This is a genomic window from Janthinobacterium darwini (genome assembly GCF_051380905.1).
Lineage (GTDB): Bacteria > Pseudomonadota > Gammaproteobacteria > Burkholderiales > Burkholderiaceae_D > Janthinobacterium.
In genome coordinates, this window is the sequence record NZ_JBNYXX010000001.1 from 541,731 (window position 1) to 557,284 (window position 15,554).

The window sequence follows — 15,554 nt, forward strand, 5'->3', positions numbered from 1 at the left end:
CTCCTGCCATCCTCCTATTTCTTGCGCCCCATGTGCGCACTAAGATGATGGTTCCCTTGCCGTGCGAAGGGGAAGAATTGCATAGTTTGCACTGTTTTCTCATTCCATCGATCAAGGAGATCATCATGGCCACATCAAGCGACAATAAACAGCAGAGTAATAAAACCAGTAGCAGCGGCAGCAGCGCTGGCAACAAGCAAAGCGATACCAGCAAACGTGGCTTCGCTTCCATGGACCCCGCCCAGCAGCGCGAAATCGCCAGCGAAGGCGGACGTGCCGCGCATGAAAAGGGCACGGCCCATGAATTCACGTCGGAAGAAGCGCGCCGCGCGGGCAGCCAGAGCCACAAAAACGATGCCAGCCGGCAAAGTGCCGCCAGCTCCAGCGGTGGGCGTGAGAATCCCGGCATGAAGCAGGATAGCAAGCGCGACAGTGGCAACAAGCAAAGCGCAGGTCCAGGTTCTGGGGCGGGCTCGTCCGGTTCGCGCAACAAGTAGGCGGCAGCGGTAGCAAGGCAGGTCTGGCCAGCGGGAATCGCGCATTCCCGCTGGCCAGTCGCGGCGCTACTCCGCAGTAGCAAAATTTTGATGCAATGCAGCAGGCATGGACTATGATGAAATAGCTGCGCCGGCCACGGCCAAGGTGCAGTCAATCCGCGACCAACTCGCATTCACGATCAGGGAGAAGATGATGGGCAACTCCACTACGCCGCAGCGCGGCAATAGCCAGGGTGGCACGCCGTCCACGGTAGGCAGCAAGCAAAGCACGGCCGAATCGGCCGAGAGCTTTGTGCTGGTCGATAGCGAGCAAGGCCTCGATATCGGCGACGATCTGTTTTCCATCGGCGAAGTACGGCGCGCTGACCGCTTGCCCCATCGTCAGTCCGGCGCCGCCGGGCAGAACCGGCAGAGCGCTGACGATGCGCCTGACACCACGGGCAGCACGGGCGTCTGATAGGGTCGCCTATCGTTCTTGACTTCCTGACCATCCACCTTGGGCCAGCTGCAAGACGTGTTCGCGCACGTCGGATGGCCATTCCTGTATGCAGCCAAGAAATGCTGGCTGCTTGCCGGCGAACAGGGCGCGGCTGGCTTCTTCGAATCCCGGCGCATCGCCGGCCAGCGCGCTCATGACTTTATAGGCCGCTTCGCGCGCCTGGCGTTGTTCATCGTGCGCCCTGTTGCCCCGCTGCGCGTGTTCCACCAGCTTGCGCAAGGCCACGGAGGCGCCGCCCGGCTGGGTCGCCAGCCATTCCCAGTGACGGGGCAGCAGGGTGATTTCGCGCGCCACCACGCCGAGCTTCGGGCGGCCTGCCGTGCGCGCGGGTGGTGGTGCGTCTTCTCTCGGTGCCGGCGCGGGTTCGCGTGGTAGGCGCTGCAGCACCTCGGTCAGGCTGCCGTGCAGGTTCAGGTCCACCTGACTGCCGCTCGTATCGTCGAATATCAGGATTTGCGCAGCGGGATCGCGCGTCACCAGTTCCTTCAATGTATGCGCTATGGCATGCAATGTGCCGGAGGCAACTTTGTGTGGACCCGCAAAGGCGGTGAGCTGGGTGGGTGCGTGCATGTCTTGCCTCCAATGAGTCATTAGGCAGGCAATTTTACCCGGGTTAAACTAAAAGTCAATATCACCCGGGTAAAATATTGGGGCGTGCTACAGGTCGACCCGGCCGTGTTCACCCAGGTCTTTCGGCGGCTCGCCCGTGATGGCGGCCTTGGCCATTTCATAGAATTGCATCATTTTGCTGGCGCTGCTATCCCAATATTCGGCCGACTGGATGGTCACCTTGATCAGCGACAGTTTCGGATCGTCGAGCCCACCCGGGAACCAGGCTTTTATCAGCGGATTCCACAATTCCTCCGCCTTGGCGCGGTCCTTCAGCAGCTGTGCATGGCCGCAGACGGATACGTACACGCTGTCGCCGGTGTCGACAAAGCTGACATTGACTTGCGGATTGTTCAGTAAATCGCGCGTATAAGCAGCCTCGTCCGAGACAAAAAACCAGATCTGCCCGTCGTTATCCACCTGCTGCTGCGTCAAAGGCCGGCTGGTGAGGGTGCGCATGTCGTCGCTGGTGGTCAGCATGCCGAATTTGACGTCCTTGATCCTGGCCGCGATGCTGGCCAGTTGTTCGCTGGAATACGATTGCATGGGGTGCTCCCTTGATGGTTGTCCTGAACACCAGCATAGGTGGATGCTGCATATGGCTCTGTGCGGCAGCTTACGTAGTGGGGGGTGCTTTGTTTCAAAGCTGTTACAAAACGCTGGCCCGGCCGGTGCGCCCATGTATTGACTTAATAAATGATAATCATTATCATTTGTTTGAAGCCATGAGCATGAACTTTGATTGAAGGATGGGAATGAAGCACACTGACTTGTCGCGCCACCTGGCTCGCTCCTTGCCGGGAGCCCTCGATGGGTAAGGCGGGCACCGCAGACAAGGCCAGAAACAATGCCGGCCGCGCCGTCTGGCTGAAGAATTTGCATCAATGGCACTGGATTAGCTCGGCACTTTGCCTGTTGGGCATGTTTCTGTTCTCTATCACCGGCATCACCCTGAACCACGCCAGCCAGATCGAAGCCAAGCCGTCGATCACGCGCCAGAAGGCGCAGCTGCCGGCGCCATTGGTCACCGAACTGGCCGCGTATGCTGCCCAGCATGATGGTGCCAACGCGCCCATGCCAGCCGCCGCCGAAACCTGGTTGAAGCAGCAATGGTCGCTCAATGCGGGCGGCCGTCCAGCCGAATGGAGCGTCGATGAAGTCTACCTGCCGTTGCCCAAGGCGGGCGGCGATGCCTGGGTGCGCATCGGCCTGGAAGACGGCGCTGCCGAATATGAGTTGACGGACCGGGGTTGGGTATCCTGGCTCAACGATGTGCACAAGGGCCGCAACACGGGCGTGGCCTGGAACTGGTTCATCGATATTTTTGCCGGCGCCTGCATCGTGTTTTGCCTGACGGGTTTATTGATTTTGAAATTCCACGCTGCCAACCGCCCATTTACCTGGCCGATGGTTGGCCTCGGTATCTTGATACCTTGCGCGATCGCCTTGCTGTTTATTCACTGATCGTTTTTACTTTTCTTTTTACAGGCACACCATGAAATTACGCTACTCCCTGGCGCTTGGCCTTCCCCTGATCGGCACTTCGGCGATGGCGGCTGACCTGGCCCTCAAGCTTGAAATCCCGCAATTGAACGTAGCGGAATATCACCGTCCGTACGTGGCGGCGTGGCTGGAAACGGCCGATCAAAAGGTCGTCGGCAACCTGACTGTGCTGTATGACGTGAAAAAGAAGGACAAGGCGGGAGAAAAATGGCTGAAGGATATGCGCCAATGGTGGCGCAAGAGCGGCCGCGATCTTTCCATGCCCGTAGACGGCGTCAGCGGCGCCACGCGCGCGCCAGGCGAACATACCCTGACCTTCCCGGGCGCCAAGGCCTTGCTCGACAAGCTGCCGGCCGGCGAATACCAGGTGGTGGTGGAAGCGGCGCGCGAAGCGGGCGGACGCGAACTGGTGCGCGTGCCGTTCCAGTGGCCGCTGAAATCGGCCCAGTCCGTTCCTGCCAAAGGCAAGGAAGAACTCGGCAATGTCGTCGTCCAACTCAAACCTTAAGGCGCCTCTACCATGTTGAAGCAACTCAATAAACCGCTGATCGCCCTGGCCCTTGCCGGCCTGGCCATGAACGCCCACGCCCACCGCGGCTGGATGGTGCCTTCGAGCACGATGGTGGAAAGCAAGGATGCCTGGGTGACGGTGGATGCGGCCGTCTCCGATGGCCTGTTCGAGATCGACCACCAGCCGCTGCGCCTGGACGCGCTGCAAGTCATCGGTCCGGATGGCGCGAAAGTGACGCCGGCGAACACCGTCACGGGCCGCTTGCGCAGTGTCTTCGACGTGAAGATGGAAAAGCCGGGCACGTATAAAGCGGCCATCGTGTCGCAAAACGTGATGGCCAGCTACAAGCAAAATGGTGAACAGAAACGTTTCCGTGGCAATGAGGAAACCTTCAAGAAAGACATGCCGGCCGATGCGCAGGACGTGAAAGTCACACGCACGGCAAGCCGCCTGGAAACCTTCTTCAGCAATGGCGAAACCAGCACGGAAGTGTTCAAACCCACGGGCGTGGGCCTGGAATTCGTGCCGGTGACCCATCCGAATGACTTGCGTGCGGGCGAGAAAGCCACGTGGCGCTTCCTGGTCGACGGCAAGCCGGCGGCCAACCAGGCGTTCAGCCTCGTGCCCGGTGGCGTGCGCTACCGTGGCGTGCTGGGGGAAATTCGCCAGAGCACCGATGCCAAGGGCGAAATCACGTTTACGGTGCCGGCGGCAGGCATGTATTACCTGAGCAGCACCTGGCCAGCGGCCGCACCGGCCGTGGCCGGCCAGCCGCCGGCGATGCCGGAACGCCGCATGACCTACGCGGCCACGGTGGAAGTGCTGCCGCAGTAAGCGGCGCATTTTCAGCAACGAGAGTGCCAATGCGCCGGGTCCTGCTGCCCCAGCATATTTCCGATCAGGCCGCGCCGCCGGGCGCCGTGGTCCGGGACTTGCGCGGCCTGTCCATGGGTACCAGCTGGTCGGTGCGCCTGCTGGAGGCCGCCATGCCGGGGCGCGTGGGCAGCGCCGACTTGCAGCAGGGCTTGCAGCAGCAGCTGGACCTGGTCGTGGCGCAAATGAGCCACTGGAGCGACGAGTCCGACCTGGGCCGCTTCAACCGGGCCGAGCCTGGTAGCTGGCACAGCCTGCCCGCCGCCTTTTGCGAGGTGCTGGGGTTTGCGATGCATGTGTCGCAGGTATCCGGCGGCGCGTACGACCCTTGCGCTGGCGCCCTCGTCAACCTGTGGGGCTTCGGTCCCCGCAACCGCTACGATGAGCCCGGCTTCCTGCCGCCGAAAGACGATACCGTGGCCCTGTTGCTGTCGCAGCGCCAGCGCCGCCGCCTGGAGCTGGACTTGCCGGCCCGCCGCGCGCGCCAGCCGGGCGGCTTGCAACTGGATTTGTCCGCCGTGGCCAAGGGCTATGGCGTGGACCGCCTGGCCCGCTACCTGGACGGCCAGGGTATCCACCATTACCTGGTGGAAGTGGGCGGCGAGCTGCGCGGCGCCGGCAGCAAGCCGGACGGCCAGCCGTGGTGGGTGGTGCTGGAACAGGTCGATGGCGCCGCCGATAGTGCCGATAATACACAGCATCCGGCAGAAATGCTGCTGGCGCTGCACGGCTTGTCCGTGGCCACTTCGGGCGACTACCGGCGTTTCTTTGAAGACGGCACAGTTCGTTTCTCGCACACCATTGATCCGCGCAGCGGCATGCCAATCGCCAATCAACTCGCTTCCGTCACCGTCGTGCACGCCGAGTGCATGGCAGCCGACGCCTGGTCGACGGCCCTGACCGTACTGGGCGTGGATGCCGGCATGGCGCTGGCCGAAGAGCAGGGCCTGGCCGCGCGCTTCCTGCAACGCGACGGCCATGGCTACCACGAAACGCTGAGCAGCCAGATGCTGGCCATGCTCGACGAATGAACCATTAATTCCATGATTTTTACGCACGATACGACTCGGCTGGCCTTGCTGGCCGCCCTGTCCCTCAGCTACGCGGGCGTGTGTCTGGCGCCCTGGCTGCGCGCGCGCGCCAAGCGCCGCGCGTCCGACGCCGCCAAGGCAGCGCTGGAGAATAGCCCCGCCTGGCTGGTGGCGTATGCGAGCCAGACGGGCAATGCCGAGGAACTGGCCACGCAAACGGCGCAGAGCCTGCAGCTGGCCGGTATCCCCGTGCGCCTGTGCGCGCTGGCCGAACTCGCAGCCGTTGATCTGCAACAGGCGGAACGGGCCCTGTTCCTGGTCAGCACGTATGGCGAGGGTGATGCGCCCGACAATGCGGCCGCCTTCATGGGCCGGCTGATGACGGGCGAGCTGGCGCTGGCGCAATTGCATTACGCCGTGCTTGCCCTGGGCGACCGCAGCTATAGTCAATTTTGCGGCTTCGGCCGCGCGCTCGATGCCTGGCTTGCGGCGCAGGGCGCCGCGCGCCTGTTCGAGCGCATCGAGGTAGACCGCAGCGCCAGCGCCGCCATCGAGCAATGGTTCCAGCATCTGAGCCATTTGGCCGGTACCAGCGACGCACCGGACTGGAGCGCGCCCGCCTTCGGCGATTGGCGCATGACGGGCCGGCATTTGCTTAATCCTGGCAGCGCGGGCGGCGCCATCTACCATGTGGAACTGGCGCCCGTGGCGGGTGCCTTGCCTGACTGGCAGTCGGGCGACCTGGTGCAGGTGGCCGCGCCGCTCGACCCCGCGCAACCGCGCGAATATTCGATCGCATCGATTCCGCATGATGGCAGCGTGCACTTGCTGGTGCGCCAGCATGCGCATCCCGACGGCAGCCTGGGACTGGCCTCTGGTTGGCTGACGGCGCAGGCGGCTGTCGGCGACGTGGTGCAGCTGCGCTTGCGCCAGCACAAACGTTTCCGCCTGGAAGACAATGCCCAACGGCCTTTGATTCTGATCGGCAACGGCAGCGGCATCGCCGGCCTGCGCGGCCACCTGAAAAGCCGCGTGCTGGCAGGGCAGCGGCGCAATTGGCTGATCTTTGGCGAACGCAATGCGGCCCGCGATTTCCATTACCGTGAAGAAATTGAAGGTTGGCACGCCAGTGGCGACCTGCCGCGCCTGGACCTGGCGTTTTCGCGCGACCAGCCCGAGCGGATGTACGTGCAGGACCGCCTGCGCGGCAATGCCGATGAAGTCAGGCTGTGGCTGGAGCAGGGTGCGGCCATCTACATCTGCGGCAGCCTCGCCGGCATGGCGGGTGGCGTCGACCAGGCCCTGCAAGAGATGCTGGGTCGCCCCGCGCTCGACGCACTGGCGGCCGCAGGGCGCTACCGGCGCGACGTGTATTGATTCTTGCGCCGCCAGCGCGTTCGCGCGCGGGCGGCTATCATGGCTGTTTCACTGATTCATCCAGGGAGGCATCATGAGCGACAGTATTTACGACATTCCCTTGCGCCAGATCAATGGCGAACCTGGCAGCCTGGACGCGTATCGCGGCAAGGTAGTGCTGGTGGTCAACGTTGCCTCCGCCTGCGGCTTGACGCCGCAGTACGAAGGACTGGAAAAACTCTACGCCGACAAGCAGGCCGAGGGCCTGGTGGTGGCCGGTTTCCCCGCGAATGAATTCGGCGCACAGGAACCAGGCAGCAATGCCGAAATCGCCGACTTTTGCCGTGGCACCTACGGCGTGCAATTTCCCCTGTTTGAAAAAATCGTCGTCAAGGGGCCGGGCCAGCATCCGCTGTACCAGCGCCTGGTGCAGGAGCAGCCGCGGGCGCAGGAAAAGCCGGGCAGCGATTTCCGCGCCAAGCTGGCCGGCTACGGCATCACGCAGGAGCAGCCCAGCGACGTGCTGTGGAATTTCGAGAAGTTTTTGATCAGCAAGGATGGCAGGGTGGTGGGACGTTTTGCGCCCGATACCACGGTCGACGATGCGATCTTGCGCGAGGCCATCGCGCGCGAGCTGCAGGCCTGAGCGTGTCGGCGGCGCTTGCCGCGCCGCCTTTGTTACTCGGCCGTGTTCAGCGTGGCTGGTTCCATTTCGCCGCTCACTTCCTGCAAGCCGCGCGCCAGGCTGGAGATGCTGGGGTTGTCGATGAAGACGCAGCGCTTGCCCGTGCGCTTGCAGTAATCCTTCACGCGCCAGTAGGCGCTGTGGCTGATGCAGCCGGTCTGGCAAATCACCAGGTCGGCTGCCGCCAGGCTCGAATCGAGCAGGTTGGCATTGTCTTCCAGGCCGCCGTCGTGGTGGGCGAACTGCGCGCCGACCCGCTCGATCAGGGCGCGGTAGGTGGCGACATTGCCGCTGCGCCCGCCCACGCACAAGACGCTTTGATCGACCAGGCGGATCGGCATTTTCAGCTTGCCGCCCATCGGCACTTCCAGCTTCGGTGCCGGTGCCGGCAGGGCGGCGCTTGGACGTGGCTGGGCCTGCTTCAATTCCGCGATTTGCTGGCGCAATTCTTTTTCGCGCTCATCCATTTGCGCCAGGCGTTCGACCAGGCGCGTGCGCGATTCCAGCGCCGGGATGGCGGCCTGCAATTGCGCCAGGTCAAAGCGCAAGCCCTCGATCACGCTATCCTTGCCGATCGATTCCGCCCGCGCGCGCAGTAGCACGGCTTCCTGGCGTTCCAGTTCGCCCGTTTTTTCCATCAGTGCGGTCTGGCTGCGCTGTTGCAGCTTGGCTAGTTCGTGTGCCAGGCGCGCATTTTCTTCCTGCAAGGCGGTAAATTTTCCCATGTCGGCCCGCACGCAGGCGCCCGCCTGGTGCTGGATCATGTGCAGGTCGCGGCACATCTGCTCTTCCAGTTCCGCGTCGCAGCGCGGATGCGTCAGGCCGGCCCAGAAGGCGCCCGACACGTCGCCGTTGGCGACGGCCGTGCGCCACAATTCGGCCACCTGCTGCGTCGTCTTGGCACCGCGAAAGCGCAGGATCACGGGGGCGTAGCGGCGTTCGAGTTCCTTTTGCAGGGCTTCGGACAGGCGGTTGCGCGCGCCACATTCCGTCACGGCACCCACATGGACTTCGTAGTCGTCGGCCAGCACGCGCCCGCCCGTCATCTTGCCCACCAGCTTGCGCAGGTATCCCAGCGGCAAGCCCACGCCGACCAGCGGGCAATGGCAGGTGTGTGAGAGTTCCCACAGCCGGCGGCGACGCGAAGCGAGGGCGGCCGATTCCACGTCGGCGGGGGCACAATTGCTGATGACGGGCAGGGACTGGTCTTTGTCACACATGGCGATATCCTGTTGGGCGGTGGGGGGGGGATTTATTGCGGCAGGGGCGAGGCAGGGCGCTTGGCGTTCAGCACGCGTACCAGGCGCTCAAACAAAGTGGGTCTCGGCGGTGCAGGTCGGTGCAGCGCCACCAGGGCGGCCCATTGCTGCGACAGTTGCTGGCAGGTCGCTTGCAGCACGGGACCCAGGCCGGGTGAGCTGGACAGCACTTGCAGATGGCGTTCGATGACGCCCGCCAGTTTCTCGCATGGAGTGCCCGCATGGTAGTGCGACATCAGGTGCAGCACGGCCGACAGCAGCAATTCAGGCTGTGGGCCTTGCGGGGAAGGAAACATCGGGGAAGGTCGGTCGTTCGCCATCAAACACTCCTGTGCGGGTGGTTTGGCTGGCTACGCGCACGGAGCGCGACTGGCTGGCGAGTATGGTGACTGGCTGCCGTGCTGCTTCAGGCAGTCAGGATCAGCTTGTTCAATTGGGTGACGCGCAGGCGATAGATCTTGCCGCTGTGCTCAATTTCCACTTCGCGGCCCTGCTGCAGCAGCGCTTCGCTGGTAATGCGCCGCGCCGCTTGCGCCGTGCTGACGGGAGGACGGACGTGGGCGCTAGCGGCATCCTGGATCAAGGCTGGTTTTGAGCTTTGCATGTTGGGCTTTCTTTGTCTCAGTTGAGAATGATTCGTATTTGCATTATTGTTGAATGTGGCCCGAAAAGCAAGGCTTATTTATGTGCAATCCGCGCTTTTTTTACGATGGGATGGCAGCGAGGAGGTTAGCGCTGGGCAAAGGCGGCCGCAGGCGCGGCGCGGCAGCAAAAAAGACCCGGTAAGGCGGTGCGCGCCTTGACCGGGTCAAGCCTGTGCCAAGCTTGAAGGAGTGGGGATGGCGTTAAATGGTGGCCAGCAATTGCGCGGAGGCGGTGGCCGCTGCGGTGGTGTTGGCCTTGAGTTTGGCGGAGGCCAGCTGCTTGGCCCGTGAGCGCGAGGGCGGCAGGCGGCGCAGGGTTTTCAAGGCATCCGGGTCCTTGATGCCGATGGTGCGCTGGTCGACCGAGATCAGGCCGATTTCATTGAAGGCAGACAGGGTGCGGCTGACCGTTTCCAGGGTCAGGCCCAGGTAGCTGCCGATTTCATGGCGCGTCATGCGCAGGTTGAACAGCTTGCTCGAGTAGCCCATCTGCGCGAAGCGCTCGGCCAGCGAGACGAGGAAGCGCGCCACGCGGGCTTCTGCGCTGAGGGCGCCCAGCATGCCGATCATCGCTTGCTCGCGCACCAGTTCCCGGCTCATTACGCCATACATGACATTTTCCAGTTCCAGGTGGACTCTGCCCAGCGCCGTCAATTTCTTGAACGGCAGCAGGATCAGATCGCAGTCGGACAGGGCCACTGCTTCCGAGGAGTACTGGCGCGAGTGGATGCCGTCGACGCCCAGCATGTCGCCCTTCATGGGAAAGCTGAGGACCTGCTCATTGCCAAATTCGTCGATGAGTACGGTTTTCAGGAAGCCCGAATTGACGATGTACAGAGTGTCGAAGGGCTGGCCGATGGTGTGCACGCGCTGGCCAGTCTTGAATTGCACATGCTGGAACAGCAGTTCATCGGCGGCGATGGTGCAGGCGCTGGAGATATGCAGCAGGTCGCACACCTCCTTCAGGTTCGACCAGAGCCGACCCTGGCGCTGGCGCCCCGCTTCCATTGAAGAGGAGGGGGGCAGTGATGGAGCGGCAGCGCGGGTTTCAGGCGTTTGCGTGGACAGCATGTTCATCTCCTGGTGACAGGTAGTTCAGAGTTGAATGACAAGGTGCACAGGACGGCGGGCAGGGAAAGGGCGGCGCGCGTCCAGGCGTGTGAATCTCGATTCGCTGAAGACTTGCTGTGTGATGAAATAACTTCCCAGCAACTTGATGACTGGTTTCAGTATGCCAACAACCGTCTGCAATTAATATCAGCGGTGGCTGAATATGGCAGTAGGAGCTGTGGCAGTTGATGTAGGATTGTTCCTACGGGTTGGCGCGCGTGGGCAGGTTCAGGTCTTGAAGGGAGACAGCAGACGGTGTGCCACGGCATACTGGACCATCTCTGACAGCGAACTCATGCCCATCTTTTGCATGATGCGCGTCTTGTGCGTACTCACCGTTTTCACGCTCAGATGCAGATTGTTGGCGATTTCCGTGATCGACTTGCCTGCCACCAGCAGGGAAAAGACTTCGAACTCGCGGTCCGACAGCTGTTTGTGCAGCAAGCTTTCATTCGGCATCATGATGTTGAGCACGAGCTGCTCCGCCACCTCGGCGCTGATGTAGGGACGTCCCGACGCCACCTTGTGGATGGCACCCACCAGCTGGGTGCCCGCGCTTTCCTTGGTCAGATAGCCTTGCGCGCCGGCGCGGATGGCGCGCACCGCATATTGCTCTTCCTCGTGCATGGTGAGGATGAGGATGGCCAGCTTGGGCGCTTCGCTGCGGATTTGCCGGATCAGGTCGACGCCGCTGCGGCCCGGCATCGACAGGTCGAGCAGCAACAGGTCGAAGCCGCCCTGGCGTACGTGGTTGAGTACCTCGAAGCCGTCGATGGCTTCGCCCACGATGTCGATGTCCGGCGCGCCGTCGAGGATGCGCTTCAATCCTTCTCGCATGATGGTGTGGTCGTCGGCAATCACAATACGTATCATAGGCGCGCAATCAGGAGGCGTGAAATGTGCCCGGGCCGCCTCGTGGCGGCCGGCCGGGTATTAATAAACGAGAAACATTGTCATTTTAACCGAAATGGCCGCAAGTTTGCCTTTTACTTACTATGCCGGCAGCGGCGGCCCCCGTGGCCATGTGACCACTTATTTGGAGGGTGGTTCCTTGATCAGCCTATGCACGAGCACCGGCAATTTCGAGTGCGACAGCACTTTGTTGGTCACGCTGCCGAGCAGCAATTGTCCCCAGCCGCTGCGGCCATGCGAGCCCATGAAGATCAAGTCGCAGTTCTGCAATTGCGCCACTTCCACGATTTTCAGGGCCGGGCTGTCGGAAAAGGCCGTCAGGCCCGTCGCTTCCAGGCCCCGCCTGGCGGCCGCGTCGAGGATGGGCTGCCAGTGGTCGGCGCCCGCCTTGCGCATGGCGATGCGGTATTCCTCCTCGCTGGGATAGCTTGGTGGAATGATTTCGATGTACACCGGGTACTGGTATTCGGGCGCCACGTACACGGCAAGGATATCGGCTTGCATCTGCTCTGCAAAGGCAACGCCAGCACAGGCCGTCAGGTTGGAGACGGCGGAGCCGTCCGTGGCGATCAGAATTTTCTTATACATGGCAGGTCCTTTGGCAGTGACTCAGCGCGCGCAACGCCCCTTATTGTAGACGCGGCGGCAGCATGGTATTCATGTAAAGACTTGATAATTATCAATACTATTGCACCTTCAGTATAGACAACATTGGCAGAAAGATCGTGTTTGAGCCGTAACGACAGCCATTGGGTACTGTTGCGCAGGCACCCGAAAGCAGGATTTCTTGTCTGGCGCGTGGTCTTGCACGCACGCCAATGGTAGTATTTCAAAATACAACAGCAGGAACACTTATTTCCTGGTGGAAAAGCTCTTGTGGACCTGCTTTGCACCAGGAAGCGCGTTTTGAGATTTACCAACAGGGCGGCGCCCTGCTACACTCGCACCATCGCAGCGGTATTGCCTCAAATCATCTTAATCGAGAAATTGTGGGTATCAGTCTGTAAAACGCACAGTTCAGGCGGAATTTTGACAAATTATGGAGAAGCAGGGATATGACCAACGCCGCTGATGATTTCGATGCATTATTCGATGAAGTATCTGCGCAAAGTGCGGCCGCTCCCAAGCCCGCGCCTGCCGCAGCGCCCGCAGCCGTGATCGCGGACGACGATTTTGACGCGCTGTTCGACTCGGTGTCGGCCAGCGCCGCCGTGCCGTCAGCCGCAGCGGAAGCGCCAGTCGCCGCCGCACCCGAAGCGCCCCCCGCGGCTGCTACAGGCGTGCCTGGCGAAGCGGCCGATCCGGTCGACCAGTCCGACAAGCCGATGTTCGAACGCCTGGGTGGCATCGTGCGCCTGCTGCACGATTCGCTGCGCGAACTGGGCTACGACAAGGCATTGACGGAAGCGTCGTCGCAGATTGTCGACGCCCAGGACCGCCTGGAATATGTCGCCACGCTGACGGAACAGGCCGCCAACAAGGTCCTGAATACGCTCGATGAAGGGATGCCGGCGCAAGATGTGCTGTCGAAGAAAGCCAAGGACATGGACAGTCGCTGGACGGCGTTGTTCGACGGCAAGCTGAGCCTGGAAGAATTCAAGGCCCTGGCCGGCGATTCGCGCCAGTTCGCGCAAGCCGTTGCCGAGGCCACGGAAGCAGAAAAAGCGCGCTTGCTGGAAATCATGATGGCGCAGGACTTCCAGGACATCACGGGCCAGCTGATCAAAAAAGTGGTCAACATCACCAAGACGGTGGAGCACGAGCTTGCCCAGCTGCTGCGCGACAACGCACCGGCCGAAGTGCGCGAAAAACTGGCGCAGAAGCCGGTGCCTCTGATGCAGGGCCCGTCCGTGCCGTCGGTGGCGCTGGACCAGGATAATGTAGACGACCTTCTTGCGGATTTGGGATTCTAATGGACGATATGCTCAAGGATTTCGTCGTTGAGGCGATGGATCTTGCGGTTAATGTTGAAGAGCACTTATTGCGCCTCGAGCGTGATCCTGACAACAAGGAAACACTGAATGCCGTGTTTCGTTCCTTCCACACCATCAAGGGTGGGGCTGGCTTCATGGGTCTGCCCGCACTGGTGGCGGCCTGCCATCTGACGGAAAACCTGTTCGACGCCTTGCGCACGGGCGCCGCGCCGGTGACCCCGATCGCCATCGAAGCGGCGCTGCAGGCGTCCGGTTTCGTGGCCGACCAGCTGACGGAACTGGCCAACGGTGCCGCGCCGGAAAGCTTGCCGGCCATGCCGGAAGAGCTGGAACACATCCTCACGAACGCCATCGAAGGCAAGGGCATGGACGCACCCGCGCCGGCCGCCGCAGTGGTGGCGGAAGCCGCCGCGCCCGTTGCCGAAGTGGTCGTGGTGGCGCCAGCCGCCGCTGTTTCCACCGCCAGTGCCGATGGCCTGGACTGGGAAGGCATGTATAACGCCGTCGTGCCGGCGGGCAGCCAGGTCGCTGCCGCGCCGGTGTCCGCCGTGGCCGCTGCCCCTGCCGTCGTGGCCGCCGCGCCTGCTGCTGCCGCTGCCGCCAAGCCGGCCGCCAAAGCCTGGGATGGCGCGGAACGCCGCGAAGAGCGCCCGGAAGTGCGCCATGCCGCGCCCGTCAAGGAAGACAGCATCCGCGTCGACGCCGTCAAGCTCGACGCTCTGCTGGAAGTGGCTGGCGAATCGGTACAGGCTGCCAATCAGGCTGCCGTGCTGCTCGAGCGCTTGCTGCAATTCAAATTCGAAGGCCAGGCCGCCACCTTGATGGCGACCCTGGCGGAAACCCTGGAACGCGCTTCGCGCTACTCGACCGAACTGCAGCGTGCCACCCTGGCCACGCGCATGCAGCCCGTGGGCCGATTGTTCCAGAAATTCCCGCGCCTGGTGCGCGAACTGGCGAAAGACCTGGGCAAGGATGTCGAGCTGACCATCGAGGGCGCGGAGACGGAAGTCGACCGCGTGGTAGTTGACAGCCTCTACGATCCGCTCGTGCACATGCTGCGCAATTCGCTCGACCATGGCGTCGAATCGCCGGAAGCGCGCCTGGCTGCCGGCAAGCCCGCCAAATCGTATATTTCGCTGAAGGCCTGGCAGGAAGCCAACAGTGTCATGATCGTGCTGCAGGATGATGGCAAGGGCATGGATCCGGCCTTCCTGCGCAGCAAGGCCCAGCAAAAGGGCTTGATCAGCGAAAACGCGCAGTTGAGCAACGACGAATGCTTCCAGCTGGTGTTCCTGCCGGGCTTCTCGACCAAGGAAGTGGCCTCCAGCGTCTCCGGACGCGGCGTGGGCATGGACGTGGTCAAGACGGCCGTGGAGAAAAACCGCGGCGCCATCCACATCGAGTCCTCGCTGGGCAAGGGCACCAAGTTTGCCATCCGCCTGCCAATCGAGCTGTCCATCGTGCCGACCATGCTGGTGTCGACGTCGGGCGCCGCGCTGGCGCTGCCGATGGCGGTGGTGCAGCGCGTCGTCGAATTGCCGGAAACCTTCATGGAAGTGGGCGGCGCGCCCGTGCTGAAAGACCAGGGCCGTCCATTGCCCGTGCGTTCGCTGGCCGGCGCCCTGGGCTACGAATCGTGCAGCGAGCGCGTGGGCATTGTTGTCGCTGCGCCACAGCCGTACATTCTCGCCGTGGAAGCCGTCGATGGCACGGCTGACCTGGTGATCAAGCCGATGACGGCCATCACCGTGGAAGGCATTACCGGTACCGCTCGCTCGGCCGAAGGCGAGCTGGTGCTAGTCGTGGGCCTATCTTTCCTGATGGATGGTTGCAGGGGAAGTGTGCGCATGGCTGCCTAGAAACATTGGCCAGTTCACATCCAGCCCGCTGCAGACCTCTGCAGCGGGCTTTTTTTTCGGCTTTTTTCGATTTTTATTCGCCCCGCCGGCATTTTGGCGGATTTTCGTATCAGCAATTTTTTAACCATATCCGCAAGGCATGCCGAATTTTGTATCGCCCATCCCACGCTGGGGCGGCTTTTGGTTCTGCATTGCACAATATATGGCATAATCATTGCCGATCCCTTCGATCAGTACGACAGATCACTTACTACAGGCTGTGGCAACGCTGC

At 62.2% G+C, this 15,554-nt stretch carries 18 protein-coding genes; 10 read left to right on the forward strand and 8 right to left on the reverse strand.

Annotation, left to right across the window (positions count from 1 at the left end; genetic code table 11):
• Window positions 1-125: 125 nt before the first annotated feature.
• Together ACQ4WZ_RS02415 and ACQ4WZ_RS02420 are read left to right on the forward strand one after the other, a co-directional pair.
• Entirely contained in the window at window positions 126-497 is a 372-nt protein-coding gene (locus ACQ4WZ_RS02415; RefSeq protein WP_133989917.1) for a KGG domain-containing protein, read from the forward strand.
• A gap of 106 nt (window positions 498-603) precedes the next feature.
• Window positions 604-954: a hypothetical protein gene (locus ACQ4WZ_RS02420; protein WP_436572490.1), complete on the forward strand. Its 351-nt coding sequence runs from the start codon at window positions 604-606 to the stop codon at window positions 952-954.
• Between the two features lie 9 nt (window positions 955-963).
• Here the strand turns inward: ACQ4WZ_RS02420 and ACQ4WZ_RS02425 are convergent, their stop codons facing one another.
• Both ACQ4WZ_RS02425 and ACQ4WZ_RS02430 read right to left on the reverse strand, forming a co-directional pair.
• A complete protein-coding gene (locus ACQ4WZ_RS02425; protein WP_436572491.1) occupies window positions 964-1,566 on the reverse strand; it encodes a DUF2239 family protein in 603 nt (200 codons plus the stop codon).
• An 87-nt stretch (window positions 1,567-1,653) separates the two neighbouring features.
• Complete coding sequence (locus tag ACQ4WZ_RS02430; protein ID WP_436572492.1) at window positions 1,654-2,151, reverse strand: pyridoxamine 5'-phosphate oxidase family protein; 498 nt, start codon at window positions 2,149-2,151, stop codon at window positions 1,654-1,656.
• 264 nt (window positions 2,152-2,415) lie between these two features.
• On the opposite strand from ACQ4WZ_RS02430, the gene ACQ4WZ_RS02435 reads away from it, so the two are divergent.
• From ACQ4WZ_RS02435 to ACQ4WZ_RS02460, 6 genes are all read left to right on the forward strand, one after another.
• Window positions 2,416-3,069, forward strand: a complete 654-nt coding sequence (locus ACQ4WZ_RS02435; RefSeq protein WP_133989925.1) for a PepSY-associated TM helix domain-containing protein — start codon at window positions 2,416-2,418, stop codon at window positions 3,067-3,069.
• 31 nt (window positions 3,070-3,100) lie between these two features.
• Entirely contained in the window at window positions 3,101-3,616 is a 516-nt protein-coding gene (locus ACQ4WZ_RS02440) for a DUF2271 domain-containing protein (RefSeq protein ID WP_133989927.1), read from the forward strand.
• 12 nt (window positions 3,617-3,628) lie between these two features.
• The gene (locus ACQ4WZ_RS02445) at window positions 3,629-4,453 is read left to right on the forward strand and encodes a DUF4198 domain-containing protein (RefSeq protein ID WP_101482278.1); all 825 of its coding nucleotides are present in this window, start codon (window positions 3,629-3,631) and stop codon (window positions 4,451-4,453) included.
• Window positions 4,454-4,482: 29 nt separating this feature from the next.
• On the forward strand, window positions 4,483-5,523 hold the full coding sequence (locus tag ACQ4WZ_RS02450; protein WP_436572493.1) for an FAD:protein FMN transferase: 1,041 nt from the start codon (window positions 4,483-4,485) through the stop codon (window positions 5,521-5,523).
• A 12-nt stretch (window positions 5,524-5,535) separates the two neighbouring features.
• The gene (locus tag ACQ4WZ_RS02455; protein ID WP_436572494.1) at window positions 5,536-6,900 is read left to right on the forward strand and encodes a sulfite reductase subunit alpha; all 1,365 of its coding nucleotides are present in this window, start codon (window positions 5,536-5,538) and stop codon (window positions 6,898-6,900) included.
• A gap of 73 nt (window positions 6,901-6,973) precedes the next feature.
• Complete coding sequence (locus ACQ4WZ_RS02460) at window positions 6,974-7,525, forward strand: glutathione peroxidase (protein WP_133989932.1); 552 nt, start codon at window positions 6,974-6,976, stop codon at window positions 7,523-7,525.
• Between the two features lie 32 nt (window positions 7,526-7,557).
• Here the strand turns inward: ACQ4WZ_RS02460 and ACQ4WZ_RS02465 are convergent, their stop codons facing one another.
• The 6 genes from ACQ4WZ_RS02465 to ACQ4WZ_RS02490 form a co-directional block, all read right to left on the reverse strand.
• Window positions 7,558-8,784, reverse strand: coding sequence for a DUF2325 domain-containing protein (locus tag ACQ4WZ_RS02465; RefSeq protein WP_101482274.1), 1,227 nt, complete (start codon window positions 8,782-8,784; stop codon window positions 7,558-7,560).
• A gap of 32 nt (window positions 8,785-8,816) precedes the next feature.
• The gene (locus ACQ4WZ_RS02470; RefSeq protein ID WP_436572495.1) at window positions 8,817-9,143 is read right to left on the reverse strand and encodes a hypothetical protein; all 327 of its coding nucleotides are present in this window, start codon (window positions 9,141-9,143) and stop codon (window positions 8,817-8,819) included.
• An 86-nt stretch (window positions 9,144-9,229) separates the two neighbouring features.
• Entirely contained in the window at window positions 9,230-9,427 is a 198-nt protein-coding gene (gene hemP, locus ACQ4WZ_RS02475) for a hemin uptake protein HemP (RefSeq protein WP_101482272.1), read from the reverse strand.
• A 241-nt stretch (window positions 9,428-9,668) separates the two neighbouring features.
• A complete protein-coding gene (locus tag ACQ4WZ_RS02480; RefSeq protein ID WP_101482271.1) occupies window positions 9,669-10,475 on the reverse strand; it encodes a Crp/Fnr family transcriptional regulator in 807 nt (268 codons plus the stop codon).
• A 330-nt stretch (window positions 10,476-10,805) separates the two neighbouring features.
• Entirely contained in the window at window positions 10,806-11,450 is a 645-nt protein-coding gene (locus ACQ4WZ_RS02485; protein WP_034750556.1) for a response regulator, read from the reverse strand.
• Between the two features lie 159 nt (window positions 11,451-11,609).
• A complete protein-coding gene (locus ACQ4WZ_RS02490) occupies window positions 11,610-12,077 on the reverse strand; it encodes a universal stress protein (RefSeq protein ID WP_101482270.1) in 468 nt (155 codons plus the stop codon).
• 467 nt (window positions 12,078-12,544) lie between these two features.
• On the opposite strand from ACQ4WZ_RS02490, the gene ACQ4WZ_RS02495 reads away from it, so the two are divergent.
• Window positions 12,545-13,402: a protein phosphatase CheZ gene (locus ACQ4WZ_RS02495; protein WP_101482269.1), complete on the forward strand. Its 858-nt coding sequence runs from the start codon at window positions 12,545-12,547 to the stop codon at window positions 13,400-13,402.
• Window positions 13,402-15,282, forward strand: a complete 1,881-nt coding sequence (locus ACQ4WZ_RS02500; RefSeq protein ID WP_436572496.1) for a chemotaxis protein CheA — start codon at window positions 13,402-13,404, stop codon at window positions 15,280-15,282. The genes ACQ4WZ_RS02495 and ACQ4WZ_RS02500 overlap by 1 nt, the downstream gene beginning before the upstream one ends.
• Window positions 15,283-15,554: the final 272 nt, after the last annotated feature.